The following is a 17320-nucleotide window of genomic DNA, read 5'->3' as shown; positions in this document are numbered from 1 at the left end:
ACGTTGAGTGCAAGATGCTGAGTGCATCGATCCTTAAAAAACGTGTCGAATAAAGGTGGTGTGGTTTTAGGAAAAATTGAACCCTCACTAAGGTGATTTTCCTCAATGCTGGATTCTCCTGACTCAGCCCGGAAAATTGCCGGAATAGTCCTCACATAATAATGTGATTTGTGAGGCCTTGTGAATTAAAATTTAGCTAAACCTGTAATTTTAAGGTGGTACGATTTTACCTGCATGACCACAGTCGGGTCGGATCAAAAAAGCCAATTCTAAACTTTTGAAAAAAATATTCCTGATCTGCATTTTTGGGTTACTGTCCACATTGGCTTTTGCAGAAGCCAAGCGATTTTTTGTAAACCGATTTGGACTTTCGGAGGGATTGTCAGCGAATCAGGTCCTCACTATTCATCAGGATCGAAACCGGTTTCTTTGGGTCGGCACAATCAACGGGCTGCAGCGTTTTGATGGGCGGAAATTCATGAACTATCAGATAAAAAAAGAAGGGAAGGCCCAGCCCAGCCTTCCGGTATATGAAATTCAGGAAGATCCCACCGGAAAATTGTGGCTCAGGGTCGGAAATGAATACGGGACCTATATTCCCGAATTGGAGCAGTTCACTCCTTTTGGCTTTGAAAATGAACAAACCCGAGCAAGGGGAGAATCCCTTTGGATAGATAGCAATGGAAATGTCTTTGTGATTTTTCAAGGTGACAAAATCCTGTGGATTGATCAGGAAAAGGGTGTCATCACCGATAAAAATTTACCGATTAAAATCCCTGACGGTTGGCGACCGAGTTCAATATTTGAGGATAAACAAGGTCGCTATTGGGTGAGTTGCATGGAAGGGATTGCTGTCTATGATCCTAACACGGGGAAGATCCACACCTCAACCAACAATCCTGAAAACCTGCCGCTGTTGAATAATTCTGGTTTAAAGCAAGTAGTCAATGTATATGAAGATCAGGAAGGACTTTTTTGGGTGAATTATTGGGGGCCAAATGAATTTTTGGTTTCCTACGACCCAAAGACAAATAGTTATAAAAATCACATTACCGAAATCGATCCGGGAAATGACAATTACCAGGAAGCATACGGGGTCATTGAATTGCCAAACGGTCGAATTTGGCGCTATGGAATCCAGACCTTGGCAGATTTTGATCGAGGAACCGGCCGGTTTTCTCGGTTAGTCCAAAGTGATCTCAATTTTGACAGGATATCCAAAGCAATTTGGGACCCTTCAGGAGGATTGTGGCTCGGGACGGATCATGGGCTATATTTTATCCATTTTGACACCCCGGATATCTATTTTTTACAGCTAAATACACAAGAAGGCAATAATGAACTTCAGGCAGTAGAAGAGGTCATTTATCAAGGTGATACGACCGTTTGGGTCGGAAGCTGGGGAAAAGGCATAAAAATCTATAAACCTCAATCCGGACAAACAGATTCTGAGTGGACACAGCGGAATTTACCACAAGGCCCAGAGTTTCGGCAGGTTTGGGATATTTTTCAGGATAAAAGGAGAGGAGTAGTTTGGGTAGGATTGCAGAAAGGAAATCTTCAAATTATTGATTTAGAGACTAAAAAATCCATTTTTCTGAATCCTGAGGTCTTTGAAGAGTCGACGATCCGGACGATCGACCAGGATAATCAGGGAAACTTGTGGTTTGGTACTCAAAATGGGTTAGTGGTCAGTTTTTCGGGGGAAGGTTTTCGCAATGATGGTTTTCGAAGAGTTAAAAAATTGGGCGGCTCCATTCCCCAATTACTCGTAAGCAAGGATCGAAATATCTGGACAGCAACAGTAAACGAGGGAGTTTATGTGTTAAATCCGGTGGATGGAAAAGTCATCAAGCATCTTGATGACCGGATTCTCAGCTCAAATAAAATCGAAAGAATTCATCAGCTCAATGACAGTATTTTCCTCATGGGCTTTGAACTGCTCAATAAGTACAATGCAGTTACGGATAAAAATCAAGTGTTTTCCTATTCTGAAGGAATGACCAGCAATGCCATTTCACATATTGAGTCCGACGCTTCGGGGTTAGCTTGGATCTATACTCAAAACGGAATGACGCGGTTTGATGCGCTGACCAATACATTTTTTTCTTTTGGAAGAAACCATTTCTTTGCAGGCCTTCCTACAAATGGCTATTCCGGCACCCAATTTTCAGATGGGCAACTGGCTTTTGTCAGCAATAATTCATTGCTGATTTTTGATCCGGAGCAGTTCGACCGCAATCTCTCTCCACCCAAACCGACCATCACGACGGTCAGTTTATTTGGAGAATATGTAGGAGACGGCACTGTAGATAAGTCCCGCCGTGAATTTTCTTCCCAGGAAAACAGCCTCACTTTTGATTTCAATTTGCTCAATTTCCAGCTTCAGGACCGCTTTTCTTACCACTACCGGCTGGTTGGAGCAGATCCGAATTGGGTTGTTGCTAAAGGGAGTTTTCAGGCAGTTTATTCTCTTTTGCCTCCTGGAGATTATCAGTTTGAGGTAAAAACCGCCAATGAACTTGGGGTTGTCTCTGAAATTGCTGCCTATCCTTTTCAGATCAAGCCAAGTTTGGTTCAGACCTGGTGGTTCAAAGCTCTGCTAGGCTTGATTTTTCTAGGGATCGTTTACCTCATCTATCGCATGAATGTCAATCGGATCCTAGCTGTGGTCAATCTCCGAACTCGGCTGGCGAGAGATCTCCACGACGACATGGGCTCTACATTGAGTACGATCAACATTCTGAGCTCCATGGCCAAAACCAAAATCGGAACCGATCCAGCCAAATCGAGCGAATACATTTCCAAGATTTCAGAGAATAGTCAGCGGATGATGGAAGCCATGGATGACATCGTGTGGAGCATAAAGCCGCAAAATGATACGATGGAAAAACTCATTGCCCGGATGAGAGAATTTGCAAATCAAGCGCTGGAAAGCAAGGACATCCTGTTCAACATGGAAATCGATGAAAAAGTCTTCGGCATGAAACTCACCATGGATGCCCGTCGGGATTTGTTTTTGATATTCAAGGAAGGAATCAACAATGCAGCGAAGTATTCCAAAGCCACAAGGCTTTTTATTTCATTTTCTTTGGAACGAAGCTACTTCACCCTAAAGATCAAAGATTATGGGGTGGGGTTTGATATCAATGATCTCGATGAGGGCAATGGGCTGGAAAACATGAAAAAACGCGCTGTAAATTTGAATGGCTCGCTGATAATCAACTCAAAACCGGGAGATGGAACTGAGTTGATTTTGAGAATAACGCTATAATTCCACATCAATATGTGATTGATGGAGCGCTGTAGCCTCCGTAATTTTAACTATTCTGTTTAGACATGATAAAGCTGCTGATATACGAAGATAATCCCCAGCTCAGGGAAGGGTTGACCATGCTGATCGATGGGAGTGAGGGGTTTAGCGTGTTGGCCGCTTTTAAAAATTGCTCGAACGTCGCTCATGAAATCAAAATTTTCCGCCCGGATGTAGTCCTGATGGATATTGATATGCCGGGGGTAAATGGATTGGAAGGATTAAAAATCATCCGACAGACAGAAGATCAAGTCAAGGTGCTAATGCTAACGGTATTCGATGACCACCAAAACATCTTTGATGCGCTGAAAAGCGGGGCAAACGGATACATTTTGAAAAAAACTCCTCCTGCCAGGTTGCTTGAATACATTCAGGAAGCTTCTACCGGCGGAGCACCCATGACTTCTTCAGTAGCCGCCCAAGTTCTGAAGATGTTTTCTCAACTGAACACAGTAGCTGAAAAAGACTACAACCTGACAGAAAGAGAAAAGGAAGTGCTTCAATGGCTGGTGAATGGGTATTCCTACAAAATGATCGCTTCGGAGATGTTTATCGCCATGGATACGGTTCGGTCCCATATCAAGAAGATCTATGAAAAACTCCATGTAAACTCCAAAAGTGAGGCCGTTGCAAAGGCCTTTCGGGATAACATCGTCTAGTCTATTTTTATCGATACTTTTTTGAGCTCCAGCGATGGAGCTTTTTTCGTTTTTAGGCATCACATATTCTAAAGGAAGCACATCTTAACTCGCTTTTTTCCACCCATTTATGTGATTTCGGTGAGGTGTTATTCTGATCAATTTTGTCCTGTACTCATTGAAAATCAAGGACAAATTATAATCACATGAAATCGAGCGTGATGAGTACGTCCCACAGGGATAAATATTCAAAACGCGAGATTCCATCTGACACTGAAAAACAAAATATGAACAGATGAAGACGTTTTTTAAGATCATCTTGCTGGTTTGGGCTTTGACGGTTTGTATAGGTGGACAAAGTCAGGAAACCACTCCCGACAAAACCCCTGTCAAAGCATCTCTTGCGTATAAAACCACACATTTATGTGAGGTCAATCCCACATCCAGGGTGTCCCGAAAAGCGTGAAAGATTCTATCAACCAAAGGCCCTTTTTGAAAATGAAACCAACTTTTGAAAACTATCCAACTATTTGTTATGGAAAACCCTTTGGCCACATGGCAAGTCATACCCACGCTTACCATTATTCCAATTGAAGAGCTTTACTTAGGCTGTTTGGCTCAAAATTCCCGGACTCAGCGCGAGCTGTTTGATCGGCTTTATCCCAAAATGCGAAACATTTGCTTTCGGTATGTAAAAGACACAGCCGCAGCAGAGGATGTCCTTTTGGTTGCATTTCGAAAGGTCTTCGAACGAATTTCTCAATTCAAAAACACCGGCAGTTTTGAAGGGTGGATCAGGAGAATCGTTGTCAATGAATGCCTGATGCATTTGGAAAAGGAATCGCACTGGTGGAAAGAAGTTGCATTGGAAAAAATCAATTTCCCGGCAAACCATTCCGGTCCTGATGACCGGTTGCATTGGGAAGATCTGATCAATACCATGCAGCAATTGCCCTCCGGTTATCGCAAAGTATTCGAACTTTTCGTGCTGGAAGGCTGGAGTCACCTAGAGATTGGAAAGCAACTCAGTATTTCCGAAAATACCTCGAAGTCCCAGCTCAGTCGCGCAAGAGCACAGCTTCAGAAACTGCTTCAATTTGATCCGAGGCAAAACTGAAACTGAGTTGAATTTGCTTACCCAGCCTGAAAAAACAGGTTTAAAAAACAATATCCTTGCAACAGGATAACTTGATCGAGAACCCCACCGCTGATTGTGGGTTCTCGTCTTTTTTTGATCGGGTAGTTCAGGATCTTATGAAAAAAAATAAATGAAAAAGACCTCTACCAAATGGAAGAGGTCTTTGAAAAATAACCTTTTTAAAAATACTATTGCCAGTTATAAATTTCCTCACCGGCAATTCCTTCAAAAGTCAGATTAGTAACCCTCAAGAAGTCCAAAAACTGCTTAGTCACAGCGATTCCGTGCTGGCCTGATTTTGTAATTTTTGTGTTCTGAATAAGGAGGGAACCCTGAGGGACATTGTCCACTGTGATGGCTGCCGAAAAGTTGTTGCCCATCGTTTTGCCAGCATTGCCAATTATTGCCTGATTAATCACATTTTGGGCGTGATTGGTAGAGTAGGTGATGCCATACCAAGATCCGGAGACGTCATTAACTCCTTGGATAATGACTGGATTGCCTGGTAACCCTTCCACATTCAAATAGGCCAGTCGACCATTGGCATCCTGAACATCGATTCGGGATCCATCCTGCATTTTGATAACCACACCTGCTTTGATTCTCATTCCGGACTGGATTCGTAGATCCCTGCCCATCCCTTTTACCAAGTAAGGAGCACGCTGGGCAAATCCTTTCCAAACAATCTCACCTCCGTCCTTGGCCAAAGCAGTAGACCCATCTACCAAGACTTCATTTTGGCCATTTTCTTCCATTCTGGTGAGATAGTCAAGGTGTTCAACCATTTGAGCAGTCACTGAAATTGGGTTTTTCAGGTGGTTTTTGATCGTGTTGTCAGTCATTTCAAGCTTCATATTGCTGGCAACCGCTTCCAAACCATACCCATTTCCTTCGTCCAAAGTGGTGTTGAAAATCTTCAGGTTTCCTCCATTTCCTAATTTGATGGTTGCTGGTTCCTGACCTGCGATTGCATTGCTGCCGGCGTGCTTGATATGACCGAAGCCTATGCTACTTACTTTGCCTTGTGAATTTTCAATAAAGATACCCCTCCAAGAGCCTTTTGACTTAGTCTTTCCTTCTATGATAACTGGACTGTTTTCTTCTCCCACAATCCGAAGCGCTGAACCCGAAATGACTCGAATAGCTTTGTCATTTGGCATATAGAGGTGAGTGTCTGGGCCTAGGACTAGCGTGGAGCTATTGTAGATTACTAAGTCTTCTAAAATATCGTATCCCTCAGCATAGCTTGTCCAGTAATTTTCCGTCCCACTTAGGATTTTCCCGTCGGTGATCTGAATTGCTCCCCCCTCGATCTCAGAGTACCAGTTGAGCTGGCCCATCAGTCTGGCAGGGATACGGAGTGGAGCTTGGCTGTTGTCGTTGATCTTATTGGCTTTGAATTCAGAAATAGTTGATCCGATTTCGAATTGAATTCCAATGCCTTCATTGTGGTGAATGTTAGCGTGGGTCAGGTATAGGTTGGCTCCTGGTTCGACTTTGATTCCATAGCCCAATTTTCCGGCGTCACGGACAGTAATGCCTGTGATGTATTCAGCAGGATTCTGTGATAAAATGTGAATTCCATCCCAGTATCCTTTTTGAGCCTCTTTTCCCTGGAAAATGATCGGCAGGGTCTCGAAAAGCATGGTATAGGCTTTCAAAGATCCATTTTCTCCAATCACCAATCCCGTGCCTTCTTCGAAGCCGATTCGCACCCCCGGTTCTATGGTTAGTTTTGCTCCACGAACTGTTATATCCTTAGTGACAAGGTAATCAAGCTTATCCGGATCGGAAGTAAACACATTGCTGAGGGTTCGATCCTGAAGGATGTCCTCGTTGATAATGATTGGACCACCTGTTCCATTGGCCAATACTGTGATCTTCACCACATCCTGGGATTTCAAAGACCCTTTGGTCATCGTCAATTTAAACACATATTCACCTGCATTATCAGGATTAAATGTGGCCTGTAAATTGGTGGAATTATGAATAGCGACTATGCTGGATTCCGGTTTAGAGACGATCTCCCAAAGGATCTGAACGCCAGTTCCCTCAAAAGTAGAAAGAGCTGCATCCAAAGTTACAGCTTGACCGATTTCAAGATTTCGGTCTTCTCCAGCGTCTGCAAGTAAGGTGGGTTCCCCATCATCCGACAGTGTAATGATTACTGTGTCTTCGTCTTTCCAACTTTGGTAAGAGATGCTGAGGCGAACGACGTATTCCCCTGGAAGACTGCCCGTGAATTTTGCCAAAACCTCTTGTTGTCCTTCGATAGAGGCGGTGGCACCAGCTGGTTTTACGCTAACCTCCCATTTGTAGGAGATCGGTTTGCCACTTGCGTTGGTGGACTTACTGCCATCCAAAATGGTGGAGTACCCGACGAATCCTTCTGTAGGATCTCCGGCATGGGCTGTGAGGGGATTGATAGGGTTTTTATCCTCCTCTTCACAACTCGTCAAAGCAAAAATAGCAAACAGCACAAATGCCATCTGTCTGATTTTAGTCATCATAGTTTGTTGGTTTAGTTTTTAAAAGTGACTTTCCACAGCATGATTGAAAAATGACAAGAAGGGTTGCATCGGTCTAAAAAAGTTGGGGGACAAGACCATCTTACATCCGTACCTATCGCTGTCTCACTTCTCCTACCTTACGAATTTTCGAGGATGGAAATTCGAAGCGATTCAAAGGAGTTTAAATTTCTAAAGCCGAGCGTTGAAAAGTTTCCTGTAAAGGATGTCCGCTAGGTCGTATTTAGAAACATATAAGGTTTAGAGAATGGGAAATTAACGCTAAAAGTTTTCAGAATGAAAACTTTTTAATATCTTCGACCGTTTATTAAAAAGCTTGCTTTGAAAAACATTATTGCCATCAAAAATCTGACGGAGTTTTACCAGAAGCATCCAGATTCAAAATCAAGCATAGAAACCTGGATTGCTGTCATAAAACACGCAGTATGGCAAAAGCCCTCGGATGTGGTTCAGGATTTTCCGGATGCAGATCCTGTTAAAAACAATCGGGTGGTGTTTAACATTGCACGGAATAAATATCGGTTAATCGTTCAAATCAGCTATTTGAGGCAGTGGGTGTTTATTAAATTCATCGGGACGCACTCAGAATATGACAAGGTGGACGCAAGTACGGTTGAACAATTTTAAAATCGTAAATCAAAGTGAAATCATGAAGTGGGAAAAGACAATCACGACAGAAAAGGAGTATGAAGAATCCCTTGCCAGGCTTTCTAAAATCTTCGTAGCAGATCCCGACAGTGCTGAAGGGATGGAGGCAGAATTGCTGGTGACTTTAATCGAAAAATATGAAAAGGAACATTACCCTATTGCCTTGCCCGATCCCATTGAGGCCATAAAAGAAACGATGGACAGAAAAGGTCTCAAGGACAAAGATCTTATCCCGGCTATTGGAAGTAAAACTACGGTCAGCCTCGTTTTAAATAGGAAAAGGACGTTGACGATCGAGATGATTAGAAATCTATCAGCTTTATTAAAACTTCCGGTTGAAGTGCTTATCCAACCCTATGAATTGGATGGAAAGCAGGAAAAAGTACGTGTCTAGTCAGGAACGGAAAAATATTCCGGGCTAGAATCTCTGCAACCAAGGATCGGATCCGAAAAATTAGCCAGGTGACAGTGTCATGGAAAACTTATCAAAACAGCAAAAGAAAAAGGAGGGAGGTGCTTCACTCGTACGGTTCGTACGGCTCGTACCCCTCGTACCGTACGAGTTTTACGAAGTGGAAATGAGAGTCAAAAACATTCAAAGGGATTCAAATCTCAGAAACGCGAAAACATTCAAATAAGCGGGGAATTCAAAGGTTCATTTTCTAATTTAGACCATACATAAAATAGGTTCGTTTTCTGATTTTCACATCAAAAAGAAAAAAGATCATTCAAAAACCAAAAACACAAAATGGGCTGTACAACGTTTAAAGGCACATTTTAAAGGGTTCAAAATGATACGATTCAAATAAATTTAAAATTGTAAAAGCAAAATGAACCTGTCCCAGTTTTTGTCCCAGTATTTCCGTAAGTAACTGAAAATCAAGACAAGTTTGTAGCGCTGTTCCCGCTACTAAACAATTAGTTGATCGTTTTACGGTCAACTTTTTGTGTTTTATAGGGTTTCTGATGCAGGTTGTGGATTCGCGTTAATTCCAATTGGTTTTGAATAGCTCAAACTTGTCCCATTTTTTGTCCCAGAATTTGTCCCAGTTTTTGATTCATTCTTCAGTTTTTTGAATCCATTTTAATTGAACTAGAATTCAAACAGGAATTACCCGATTGGAAGAGAGGGAGTCCAGCCGTTAGCTTTCTTTTTGTGTCCGGCTAATTGGCGATGCTCAGTGAAACGGTAGCATTTGGTAAATTTTGAGAGGTTAGAGGACAAATTCCAAACCATTCAAATAGATTCGAATTTGCTGAAATTGAAATACAGAATTTTTATAAAATATCGGCCAATCGTCCAGATCAGCTATTTGCGGCAGTGGGTGTTTACTAAATTCATCGGGACACACTCAGAATATGACAAGGTGGGCGCAAGTACGGTTGAACAATTTCAAAATCGTAAATCAACTGAAATCATGAAATCGAGCATGGCGAAAACATCACATACTGATATGAATGCCGACACTGCGAGATTCTCCCGAAGAAAAATCGGGACAGGGTATCTGGCCATCGAGTAAAATTATAAACAGATGAAATGGGAAAAGACAATTACGACAGAAAAGGAGTATGAAGAATCCCTTGCCAGGCTTTCTAAAATCTTCGAAGCGGATCCTGAAAGTGCTGAAGGGATGGAGGCAGAATTGCTGGTGACTTTAATTGAAAAATACGAAAGGGAACATTACCCTATTGCCTTACCCGATCCCATCGAGGCCATAAAAGAAACAATGGACAGAAAAGATCTCAAGGACAAAAATCTTATCCCGGCAATTGGAATTAAAACCACAGTGAGCCTCGTTTTAAATAGGAAGCGGGCGCTGACGATCGAAATGATCAGAAATTTGTCAGCTTTATTAAAGCTGCAGGTTGAAGTGCTTATTCAACCCTATGGGCTGGATGGAAAACAAGAAAAAATGGGCGTGTAGCCAGAGACGGAAAAATATTCTGGGTAGGTGTTTGGATACCTTTTTTGATTCCAATTGAATCCAATCGCTTGCTGTTAATTTACCATAATATCAGTCGCGCATAGCTGCTTAACGACGGGCTTCCATTATCCGTAACTTCCAATACGTGGATTCCCTTTGCGAACCTGGCCCGTCTCAGACAGTGCGAATATTTACCTTGGCAAATTCCCCCGATGAATGGTTGAAGCCAGAAGAATTCGTTTAAATGCTAAAAGTCGTCAAAGGATGTACCGAAGACGGCTATACGCGGATTTCGTTGGCAGACACAACGCGGGACTTGAGTGCCATACAACTGGTCACGAAAGGTGATTGCGCTTTGTTGGCTGAGGCCAAAAATACGGAAGAAGAAGGAGGACATGGACTTTAATGAATCACCCTTATGATTAAAGAACTCGAAGATAAACTCAAGCAGAAAGACATCCGACCAACAGCCATGAGGCTGTTGGTATTGGAAGCACTGGTAGTTCAGAAGGCGGCCATCAGCCTTTCCGATTTGGAAAAGACCTTTGAAAAGTCAGACCGGGTGACACTTTTCCGCACTCTGAAGACTTTTCAGGAAAATGGACTGGTACACAGCATAGACGATGGGACAGGCGCTCCAAAGTATGCCCTTTGCGCAGAGGGTTGCAATTGCGATATCGAAAGGGACCTCCATGTGCATTTTCACTGTCGGGTGTGTAGCGAAACCTTTTGTTTGCCCAAGTATAAAATCCCGGAAATTGAACTGCCGAGCATGTTCAAAGGAGAAGAAGCCAACTTGGTAGTAAAGGGGATTTGCGGGAAATGTGCAGAATGAACATTGCAATTACTGTGCATTGGATCTACGCGTAATTTCGGGTCAAATATCCAATGAGTTGGAATTGATCATCAAGTAAAACATCTCACCCTGGGATGATGATACGCCTATGAAATGCCCATGAGAAAGGCTTCTCACGCAGGGGGATGATTGTTCAGGGCATTCCATGTGGCCATTAAAAAATAGATTACAAACACATGAAATTTCGCACCACAATGCCGGAAGGGTTAAAGCCAAATTATTAAAAAGATGACCGCTCTACTCACCGGCACAATAATGCTCAGTCTCCTTCATGGACTTATTCCCAGCCATTGGCTGCCGGTGCTGGCGCTGAAAGAAAAGTTTGGATGGGAGGGAATCAAGACGGTTCGCATTGCGGCGGTGGCAGCTTTGGCTCACTCGTTGAGTACTTTTTTGTTAGGAGTGTTTTTGGGTTTGTTCAGCTTGTCACTTTCGGAAAAACTACACAGTTACACCCGTTGGGTCATTCCTGGATTGCTTATAGCCATCGGCTTATATTTTGTCATTCAACACCACCGTCACCACCACTTTCACATTGCTGAAAAACAAAAGCTGGAAAAAGCAGGTGCAGCGCAGGTTGTGACCTTGCTGGTATTCACCATGTTTCTTTCGCCCTGCCTGGAAATTGAAGCCTACTTCCTAATGGCAGGAACTCACGGCTTTCCGATGATCCTGGCAGTGGGCCTGCTCTACACCATCGTTTCCGTGTTAGGTATTACTTTTTGGGTTTACCTGGCCCAAAAAGGACTGCACCGATTCAACTGGCACAAATTGGAACACAATGCAGGACTGATTTCCGGTGGCATACTTATTCTCACTGGCATGATCTCCTTTTTCACACATTAAAACAGATTAGACGATGACTGATACAAATCACTTAGACGATAAAGCCTGCTGCAGCATTGACCAGCATCCAGGCAAACCAAAAAAAGAAGAGGAAAAAAACTCCCCAACTTTCCTGCAGACTTGGGGTAGTGGTGTGGTGAGCTTTGTCATGCTGCTTGCTGGAATAGCCGCTGACCAGTGGGGACAGCCAGCATTTTTCCAGGGATGGATCCGCATTGGGTGGTATGTGCTGGCCTATTTGCCCGTGGGATGGCCGGTATTGGTCAAAGGCTGGAAGTCCATCTTAAAAGGTGATGTGTTCACTGAATTTTTCCTCATGGGCATAGCCACATTGGGGGCGTTTGCCATAGGTGAATATCCGGAGGCTGTGGCAGTGATGCTTTTCTATGCCATCGGTGAGTTGTTTCAGGATGCGGCCGTGAACCGGGCCAAGCGTAACATCAAAGCCCTGTTGGACATCCGCCCCGATTCGGCTTCGGTTTGTAGAGGTGGACAAACGGTGTCTGTACACCCGGAGGAAGTACAGATTGGGGAAACCATACAGGTGAAACCCGGAGAAAAAGTACCCCTCGATGGGGAAATGATCAGTGAAAAAGGCAGCTTCAATACCTCAGCCCTCACTGGCGAAAGCAAACCTGCGACCTACAACAAGGGAGAAAATGTACTGGCTGGGATGGTGAACCTCGACAGGCTGATTGAATTGAAAGTCATCAGACGGTTTAATGAAAGTTCGATTGCACGCATCCTAGAGCTTGTCCAGAACGCCACCTCACGCAAGGCAAAAACCGAACAGTTCATCCGCAAGTTTGCGCGGGTCTATACGCCCATTGTCACCTTTCTGGCCCTCGGCTTGGCCTTCCTGCCTTATTTCTTTGTGGAAGACTATGTGTTTGAAGCATGGCTTTATCGGGCCTTAATCTTTTTGGTGATCTCATGCCCCTGCGCGTTGGTAGTTTCTATCCCACTTGGTTATTTCGGAGGGATTGGTGCAGCCTCCCGAAAAGGCATCCTGTTCAAAGGTTCCAACTTTCTTGACCTCATGACCCGTGTAAATACCGTGGTGATGGACAAAACAGGCACACTTACCAAGGGAGTGTTTGAGGTTCAGAAAGCAGTGACCATGGACGGAATAACTACAGATTGGCTGAGTTTGGCTGCGGCAATGGAAAGTAAATCTACCCATCCCATTGCAAAAGCCATTACAGAGTATGCTAAAAAGCAAGGAGGGAAGGTCTCAGAACCCGAACAACAGGAGGAAATTGCCGGGCACGGACTGAAAGGAATTGTAAATGGCAAGCAGGTGCTGGTCGGCAATCAAAAACTGCTGGACAGGGAGGGGATAGTTACTCATACCGATGCATCCGGGGAGGCCAATACCGTTATCCATGTAGCAGTAGACCAAAAATATGCGGGATATATAGTGATCGCGGATGAACTCAAAGAAGATGCTGCTCAGGCCATCAAGGGGCTACATCAATTAGGAGTTCAGGAATTGATCATGCTGTCAGGAGACAAGGATGCAGTGACCCAACAGGTGGCAAAATCACTCGGAATAGATAAAGCCTTTGGTGATTTGCTGCCTGAGCAAAAGGTGGAAAAAGTAGAAGAACTGAAAAAAGATGCCAGCCGGGTCATTGCTTTTGTGGGTGATGGCATCAACGACGCTCCTGTCCTTGCTCTGGCCGATGTGGGAATTGCAATGGGTGGTTTAGGTAGCGATGCAGCCATTGAGACAGCTGATGTGGTGATTCAGACTGACCAGCCCTCAAAAATTGCAACTGCCATTCAGTTGGGCAAACAGACAAAACGGATCGTATGGCAAAATATCAGCCTGGCTTTTGGAGTGAAGGTTATTGTACTGGCACTGGGAGCCGGAGGAATAGCCACCATGTGGGAGGCAGTATTTGCTGACGTTGGAGTGGCATTGCTGGCGATCTTGAATGCGGTTAGGATACAGCGATCATAAAGGCAGGGTCAATGAACTTTGCTATTGCACATATCTACAAGGAAAAAGATCTCATCCCGGCGATTGGAAGTAAGACCACAGTGAGCCTCGTTTTAAATAGGAAGCGGGCGTTGACGATTGAAATGATCAGAAATCTATCAGCTTTATTAAAGCTGCCGGTTGAAGTGCTTATCCAACCCTATGAGCTGGATGGAAAACAGGAAAAAGTACGCGTTTAGTCAGGAACGGAAAATTCTGGGCTAGAATCTCCCCAACCAAGGATCGGATCCGAAAAATTAGGTGGGTGAAAGTGGCGTGGAAAACTCATCAAAACAGCGAAAAGAAAAAGAAGGATGCCCTCAATCGTAAAGTTCTTACGCCTCGCACACCTAGTACCGTACGAATTGTTCACGGATTGAAAATTCGAAACGATTCAAATGAATTAAAATTATCGGTTCCTCCTTTTGTCGGGCACATAGTCGCCACGTTGTTATTCAACTAGATCTCCTGTGATTTTAATTTAAATCAGTGACCTCGAAGATGTAAATGAATAAAGACGTGTTTATATAAAAAACCAAAGCCTGAGATTTCGCTCAGGCTTTGGTTTATCAGATTGGTAGTTGTTTATCCACCGACCTTGAGTTGTCAATTACATCTTTAGATTCTGCATCTCAAGTTGCGGCGCAAATGGTTGCTCGTAGTACCTTTTTCCGGTAGCCTTGTAGAGCGAGTTGGCCAAAGCTGCAAAGACAGGAGGGAAGAAGGGTTCGCCCAGTCCTGTCGGATCTTCTTTGCTGTCCACAAAGTGTACTTCGATGGATTTTGGAGCTTCCTTGTGACGGATCATGCGGTATTTGTCGAAATTCGTTTTTGAAGGAGTACCGTTCTCAAAAGCCATTTCCCCAAAGAAGGCATTTCCAATACCATCGATGATTGCGCCTTCACCCATGTTGATAGCAGCGTCTGGGTTGACCACGACTCCGCAGTCGACGGCTGCAAACACTTTCTCAACTACAGGTTTCGAATCCACAATCTTAGTATCCACTACCTCGGCCACATAGGAATTGTGACAGAAATAAGCGGAAACCCCGCGGTGAACCCCAGCAGCAGGAGTGTTCCAGTTGGACTTGTCACGGACTAATTCCAAAACACCCGCATAGCGCTTGGCATCGTAGTCGTTTCGCTCGCCCACAGGATTGTTTTCGGCTCTTTTCAATAGCTCCAGACGGAATTCAATAGGGTCTTTGCCCATCTCTTCTGCCAACTCATCCAAGAAACTCTGCTCTGCTGCGGCGATAAAGTTAGACCGCGGCGCTCGGAAAGCTCCAATGGTAATATTAGATGGGATATCCCAGCTTTCTGCCAGATAGTTGTCCAAAGCTCCAGCAGGGAAGCGATTGGCGTGAAGTGGAGATTCAGGAATTCCACCGGCTTTTACATGGAGAGCAAGCAGGTTATTGTTTTCATCCAATGCTGCCCGATAGGTTGCAGAATAGGCTGGACGATATACACCCGCCGACATATCGTCTTCACGTGTATAAACCATCTTTACCGGAGCTTGGATTTTTTGTGAGATCAAGGCCGCCTCGGTCATGTGATGGCTATACGCCCTTCTACCAAAGCCTCCTCCCATTCTTGCCAGATTGATCTGGATGTTTTCTTTAGGCAATCCCAAAGCCTGAACCAAGGTGCCCATGATAGACTCCGGAGCCTGAGTGGGGCCGTAGATGACTGCTTTGTCGCCTTTGACGTCTGCAAAGCAGTTCATCGGCTCCATGGTATTGTGTGCCAGGAAAGGAGCAGAATAGGTTTTTTCAATCACTTTCGCGGCTTTTTTGAACGCGCCTTCCGGGTCACCGTCTTTCCTGGCCACATTCCCAGGTTTGGTGATGAATTCCTTCATTTGTTCTTTGTGGCGATTGGTGTTTTCTAGCCCGGATGGTACAGTGACTTTTATGTTTTCCCGGCCACCAAATCCTGCCATTTCGAAACCGGATTCAGGAGCGGGTTCCCAATCCACTGCCAAGTTTTTCTTTGCCTGCATCACTTCCCAGGTGGAATTGCCCACAATGGCAACTATCTCAGGAAAAGTAGTTGTGTCGAAAAAGTTTCTTCCATAATCGTCTTTGAAAAGTTGGATAGAGAAAACATCCTGAATCCCCGCCATTCCACTGACAGAACTTTTGTCAAAGGATTTCAGCTTCATTCCAAATGCAGGAGGATGCACGATGGCTGCATATTTCATTCCTTCGACTTTGTGATCTAGGGCGAAGAGAGGTTTTCCGCTTACGATTTTCTGAGCGTCAACATTCTTTTTCGAGTTTCCGACGATTTTGAAGTCCTTCAGCTCTTTCAAAGGCACTTCTTCAGGCACTTTCAGAGTAGCAGCAAGGGATGCCATCTCTCCGTAGTGCGCTTTTTTTCCACTGGCTTTATGCTCAATTATGCCTGCAGCGGTGGTTATTTCAGATGCTGGAACACTCCAGGTCTGTGCAGCAGCTGCTACCAAAAGGTGTCGGGCAGCTGCTCCGGCAGTTCGTAAGGGTGTCCAGCCTTGGCGGATTCCCTGGCTTCCTCCAGTAAACTGACGGTCATATCGCTCAGGATAAAAATTCGCCTGCTCGACCATCACATTCTTCCAGTCGGTGTCCAGTTCTTCGGCCAGAATCATGGGCATGGAAGTCTTGACATTGGAGCCAAATTCAGGGTTGGGGGAGAAGAGCGTCACCACGCCGTTTTCCCCGATTTTGATGTAGCTGTTGAGCTCAAACCATTCTTTTGGCATAGCCAAAAGCTCCTCTTCTGATGTGGGTTTACACCCTGCCAGCCAGCTAAAGCTGAGCACCATGCCTCCGCCAGCCAGCGCTGACACTTTCAAAAATGACCTGCGGTCCAATTTTTTATTTAAAGTTGCCATACGGTTATCGGATTAAAGGTTTTGGGAGGCAGTGATCACAGCGGCCTTGATTCGGGTATAAGTCCCGCATCTGCAGATATTGCCGTTCATGGCATTTTCGATTTCTTCCTCAGAGGGATTTGGGTTTTGCTGAAGCAAGGCTGCCGCAGTCATGATCTGACCGGCTTGGCAATACCCACACTGAGGTACGTCGTGTTCCATCCAGGCTTTTTGTACGGGATGATCCCCAGCTTCGGAAAGCCCTTCGATGGTGGTGATCTGAGAATCTTGCGCGGAAGAGACCGGCAGCTGGCACGAGCGAACTGCATTCCCGTCCATGTGGATGGTGCAGGCTCCGCACTGGGCAATGCCGCAGCCGAATTTGGTGCCCACCAAGTCCAGGTGATCTCTCAATACCCATAGCATGGGCGTGTTGGGATCCGCATCCACCTGTTGGGATTTACCGTTGATGTTGAGATTGAAAATGGCCATAGCTATAAATTTTAGGTGTTAATTTAAGGTTTTCCGTTTTGGATGACTTACGGAAATCAAACATAAGTTTTTATAAATCAAGCGGATCTGGGCAG

At 44.5% G+C, this 17320-nt stretch carries 15 protein-coding genes and 1 pseudogene; 13 read left to right on the top strand and 3 right to left on the bottom strand.

Annotated features, from left to right (window positions below; all coding sequences use genetic code 11):
• Positions 1-277 precede the first annotated feature (277 nt).
• The 4 genes from G459_RS0104245 to G459_RS0104235 all read left to right on the top strand — a co-directional run bounded on the left by G459_RS0104245 (position 278) and on the right by G459_RS0104235 (position 5068).
• Positions 278-3274 (top strand): sensor histidine kinase, encoded by a 2997-nt coding sequence (locus G459_RS0104245; protein ID WP_157373272.1) that lies wholly within the window; start codon positions 278-280, stop codon positions 3272-3274.
• Positions 3275-3339: 65 nt separating this feature from the next.
• Positions 3340-3972 (top strand): response regulator, encoded by a 633-nt coding sequence (locus G459_RS0104240; RefSeq protein WP_026966527.1) that lies wholly within the window; start codon positions 3340-3342, stop codon positions 3970-3972.
• A 274-nt stretch (positions 3973-4246) separates the two neighbouring features.
• On the top strand, positions 4247-4417 hold the full coding sequence (locus tag G459_RS29785; RefSeq protein ID WP_157373271.1) for a hypothetical protein: 171 nt from the start codon (positions 4247-4249) through the stop codon (positions 4415-4417).
• Positions 4418-4486: 69 nt separating this feature from the next.
• Positions 4487-5068 (top strand): RNA polymerase sigma factor, encoded by a 582-nt coding sequence (locus G459_RS0104235; RefSeq protein ID WP_051315060.1) that lies wholly within the window; start codon positions 4487-4489, stop codon positions 5066-5068.
• 209 nt (positions 5069-5277) lie between these two features.
• On the opposite strand, the gene G459_RS0104230 is transcribed toward G459_RS0104235, so the two are convergent.
• The gene (locus G459_RS0104230) at positions 5278-7599 is read right to left on the bottom strand and encodes a PKD domain-containing protein (protein ID WP_026966525.1); all 2322 of its coding nucleotides are present in this window, start codon (positions 7597-7599) and stop codon (positions 5278-5280) included.
• Positions 7600-7938: 339 nt separating this feature from the next.
• Here G459_RS0104230 and G459_RS0104225 point away from each other — a divergent pair, with 339 nt between their 5' ends.
• From G459_RS0104225 to G459_RS26765, 9 genes and pseudogenes are all read left to right on the top strand, one after another.
• Positions 7939-8244 carry a type II toxin-antitoxin system HigB family toxin gene (locus tag G459_RS0104225; protein WP_026966524.1) on the top strand — a complete coding sequence of 102 codons (306 nt, stop codon included), beginning with the start codon at positions 7939-7941 and terminating at the stop codon, positions 8242-8244.
• 22 nt (positions 8245-8266) lie between these two features.
• Positions 8267-8659: a helix-turn-helix domain-containing protein gene (locus tag G459_RS0104220; protein ID WP_026966523.1), complete on the top strand. Its 393-nt coding sequence runs from the start codon at positions 8267-8269 to the stop codon at positions 8657-8659.
• An 802-nt stretch (positions 8660-9461) separates the two neighbouring features.
• Positions 9462-9620: pseudogene (locus tag G459_RS30585) on the top strand (hypothetical protein); the annotation flags it as partial.
• 177 nt (positions 9621-9797) lie between these two features.
• Positions 9798-10190, top strand: a complete 393-nt coding sequence (locus tag G459_RS0104210; protein ID WP_026966522.1) for a helix-turn-helix domain-containing protein — start codon at positions 9798-9800, stop codon at positions 10188-10190.
• Positions 10191-10434: 244 nt separating this feature from the next.
• Positions 10435-10596 carry a hypothetical protein gene (locus G459_RS29780; RefSeq protein WP_211234386.1) on the top strand — a complete coding sequence of 54 codons (162 nt, stop codon included), beginning with the start codon at positions 10435-10437 and terminating at the stop codon, positions 10594-10596.
• A gap of 12 nt (positions 10597-10608) precedes the next feature.
• Positions 10609-11025, top strand: coding sequence for a Fur family transcriptional regulator (locus G459_RS0104200; protein WP_035455170.1), 417 nt, complete (start codon positions 10609-10611; stop codon positions 11023-11025).
• Positions 11026-11274: 249 nt separating this feature from the next.
• Positions 11275-11892, top strand: coding sequence for a hypothetical protein (locus tag G459_RS0104195; RefSeq protein WP_026966520.1), 618 nt, complete (start codon positions 11275-11277; stop codon positions 11890-11892).
• 13 nt (positions 11893-11905) lie between these two features.
• The gene (locus G459_RS0104190) at positions 11906-13858 is read left to right on the top strand and encodes a heavy metal translocating P-type ATPase (RefSeq protein ID WP_026966519.1); all 1953 of its coding nucleotides are present in this window, start codon (positions 11906-11908) and stop codon (positions 13856-13858) included.
• An 11-nt stretch (positions 13859-13869) separates the two neighbouring features.
• Complete coding sequence (locus G459_RS26765; RefSeq protein ID WP_245588125.1) at positions 13870-14076, top strand: hypothetical protein; 207 nt, start codon at positions 13870-13872, stop codon at positions 14074-14076.
• A gap of 410 nt (positions 14077-14486) precedes the next feature.
• Here the strand turns inward: G459_RS26765 and G459_RS0104180 are convergent, their stop codons facing one another.
• Positions 14487-16754, bottom strand: coding sequence for a xanthine dehydrogenase family protein molybdopterin-binding subunit (locus G459_RS0104180; protein WP_026966518.1), 2268 nt, complete (start codon positions 16752-16754; stop codon positions 14487-14489).
• A gap of 12 nt (positions 16755-16766) precedes the next feature.
• Positions 16767-17225: a (2Fe-2S)-binding protein gene (locus tag G459_RS0104175; RefSeq protein WP_026966517.1), complete on the bottom strand. Its 459-nt coding sequence runs from the start codon at positions 17223-17225 to the stop codon at positions 16767-16769.
• Between the last annotated feature and the right edge of the window lie 95 nt (positions 17226-17320).

The sequence above is a fragment of the Algoriphagus terrigena DSM 22685 genome (assembly GCF_000429445.1).
GTDB classification, from domain to species: Bacteria; Bacteroidota; Bacteroidia; order Cytophagales; family Cyclobacteriaceae; genus Algoriphagus; species Algoriphagus terrigena.
Note: the sequence above shows the minus strand (reverse complement) of the source record. Positions and strands in the feature narration are given on the sequence as shown.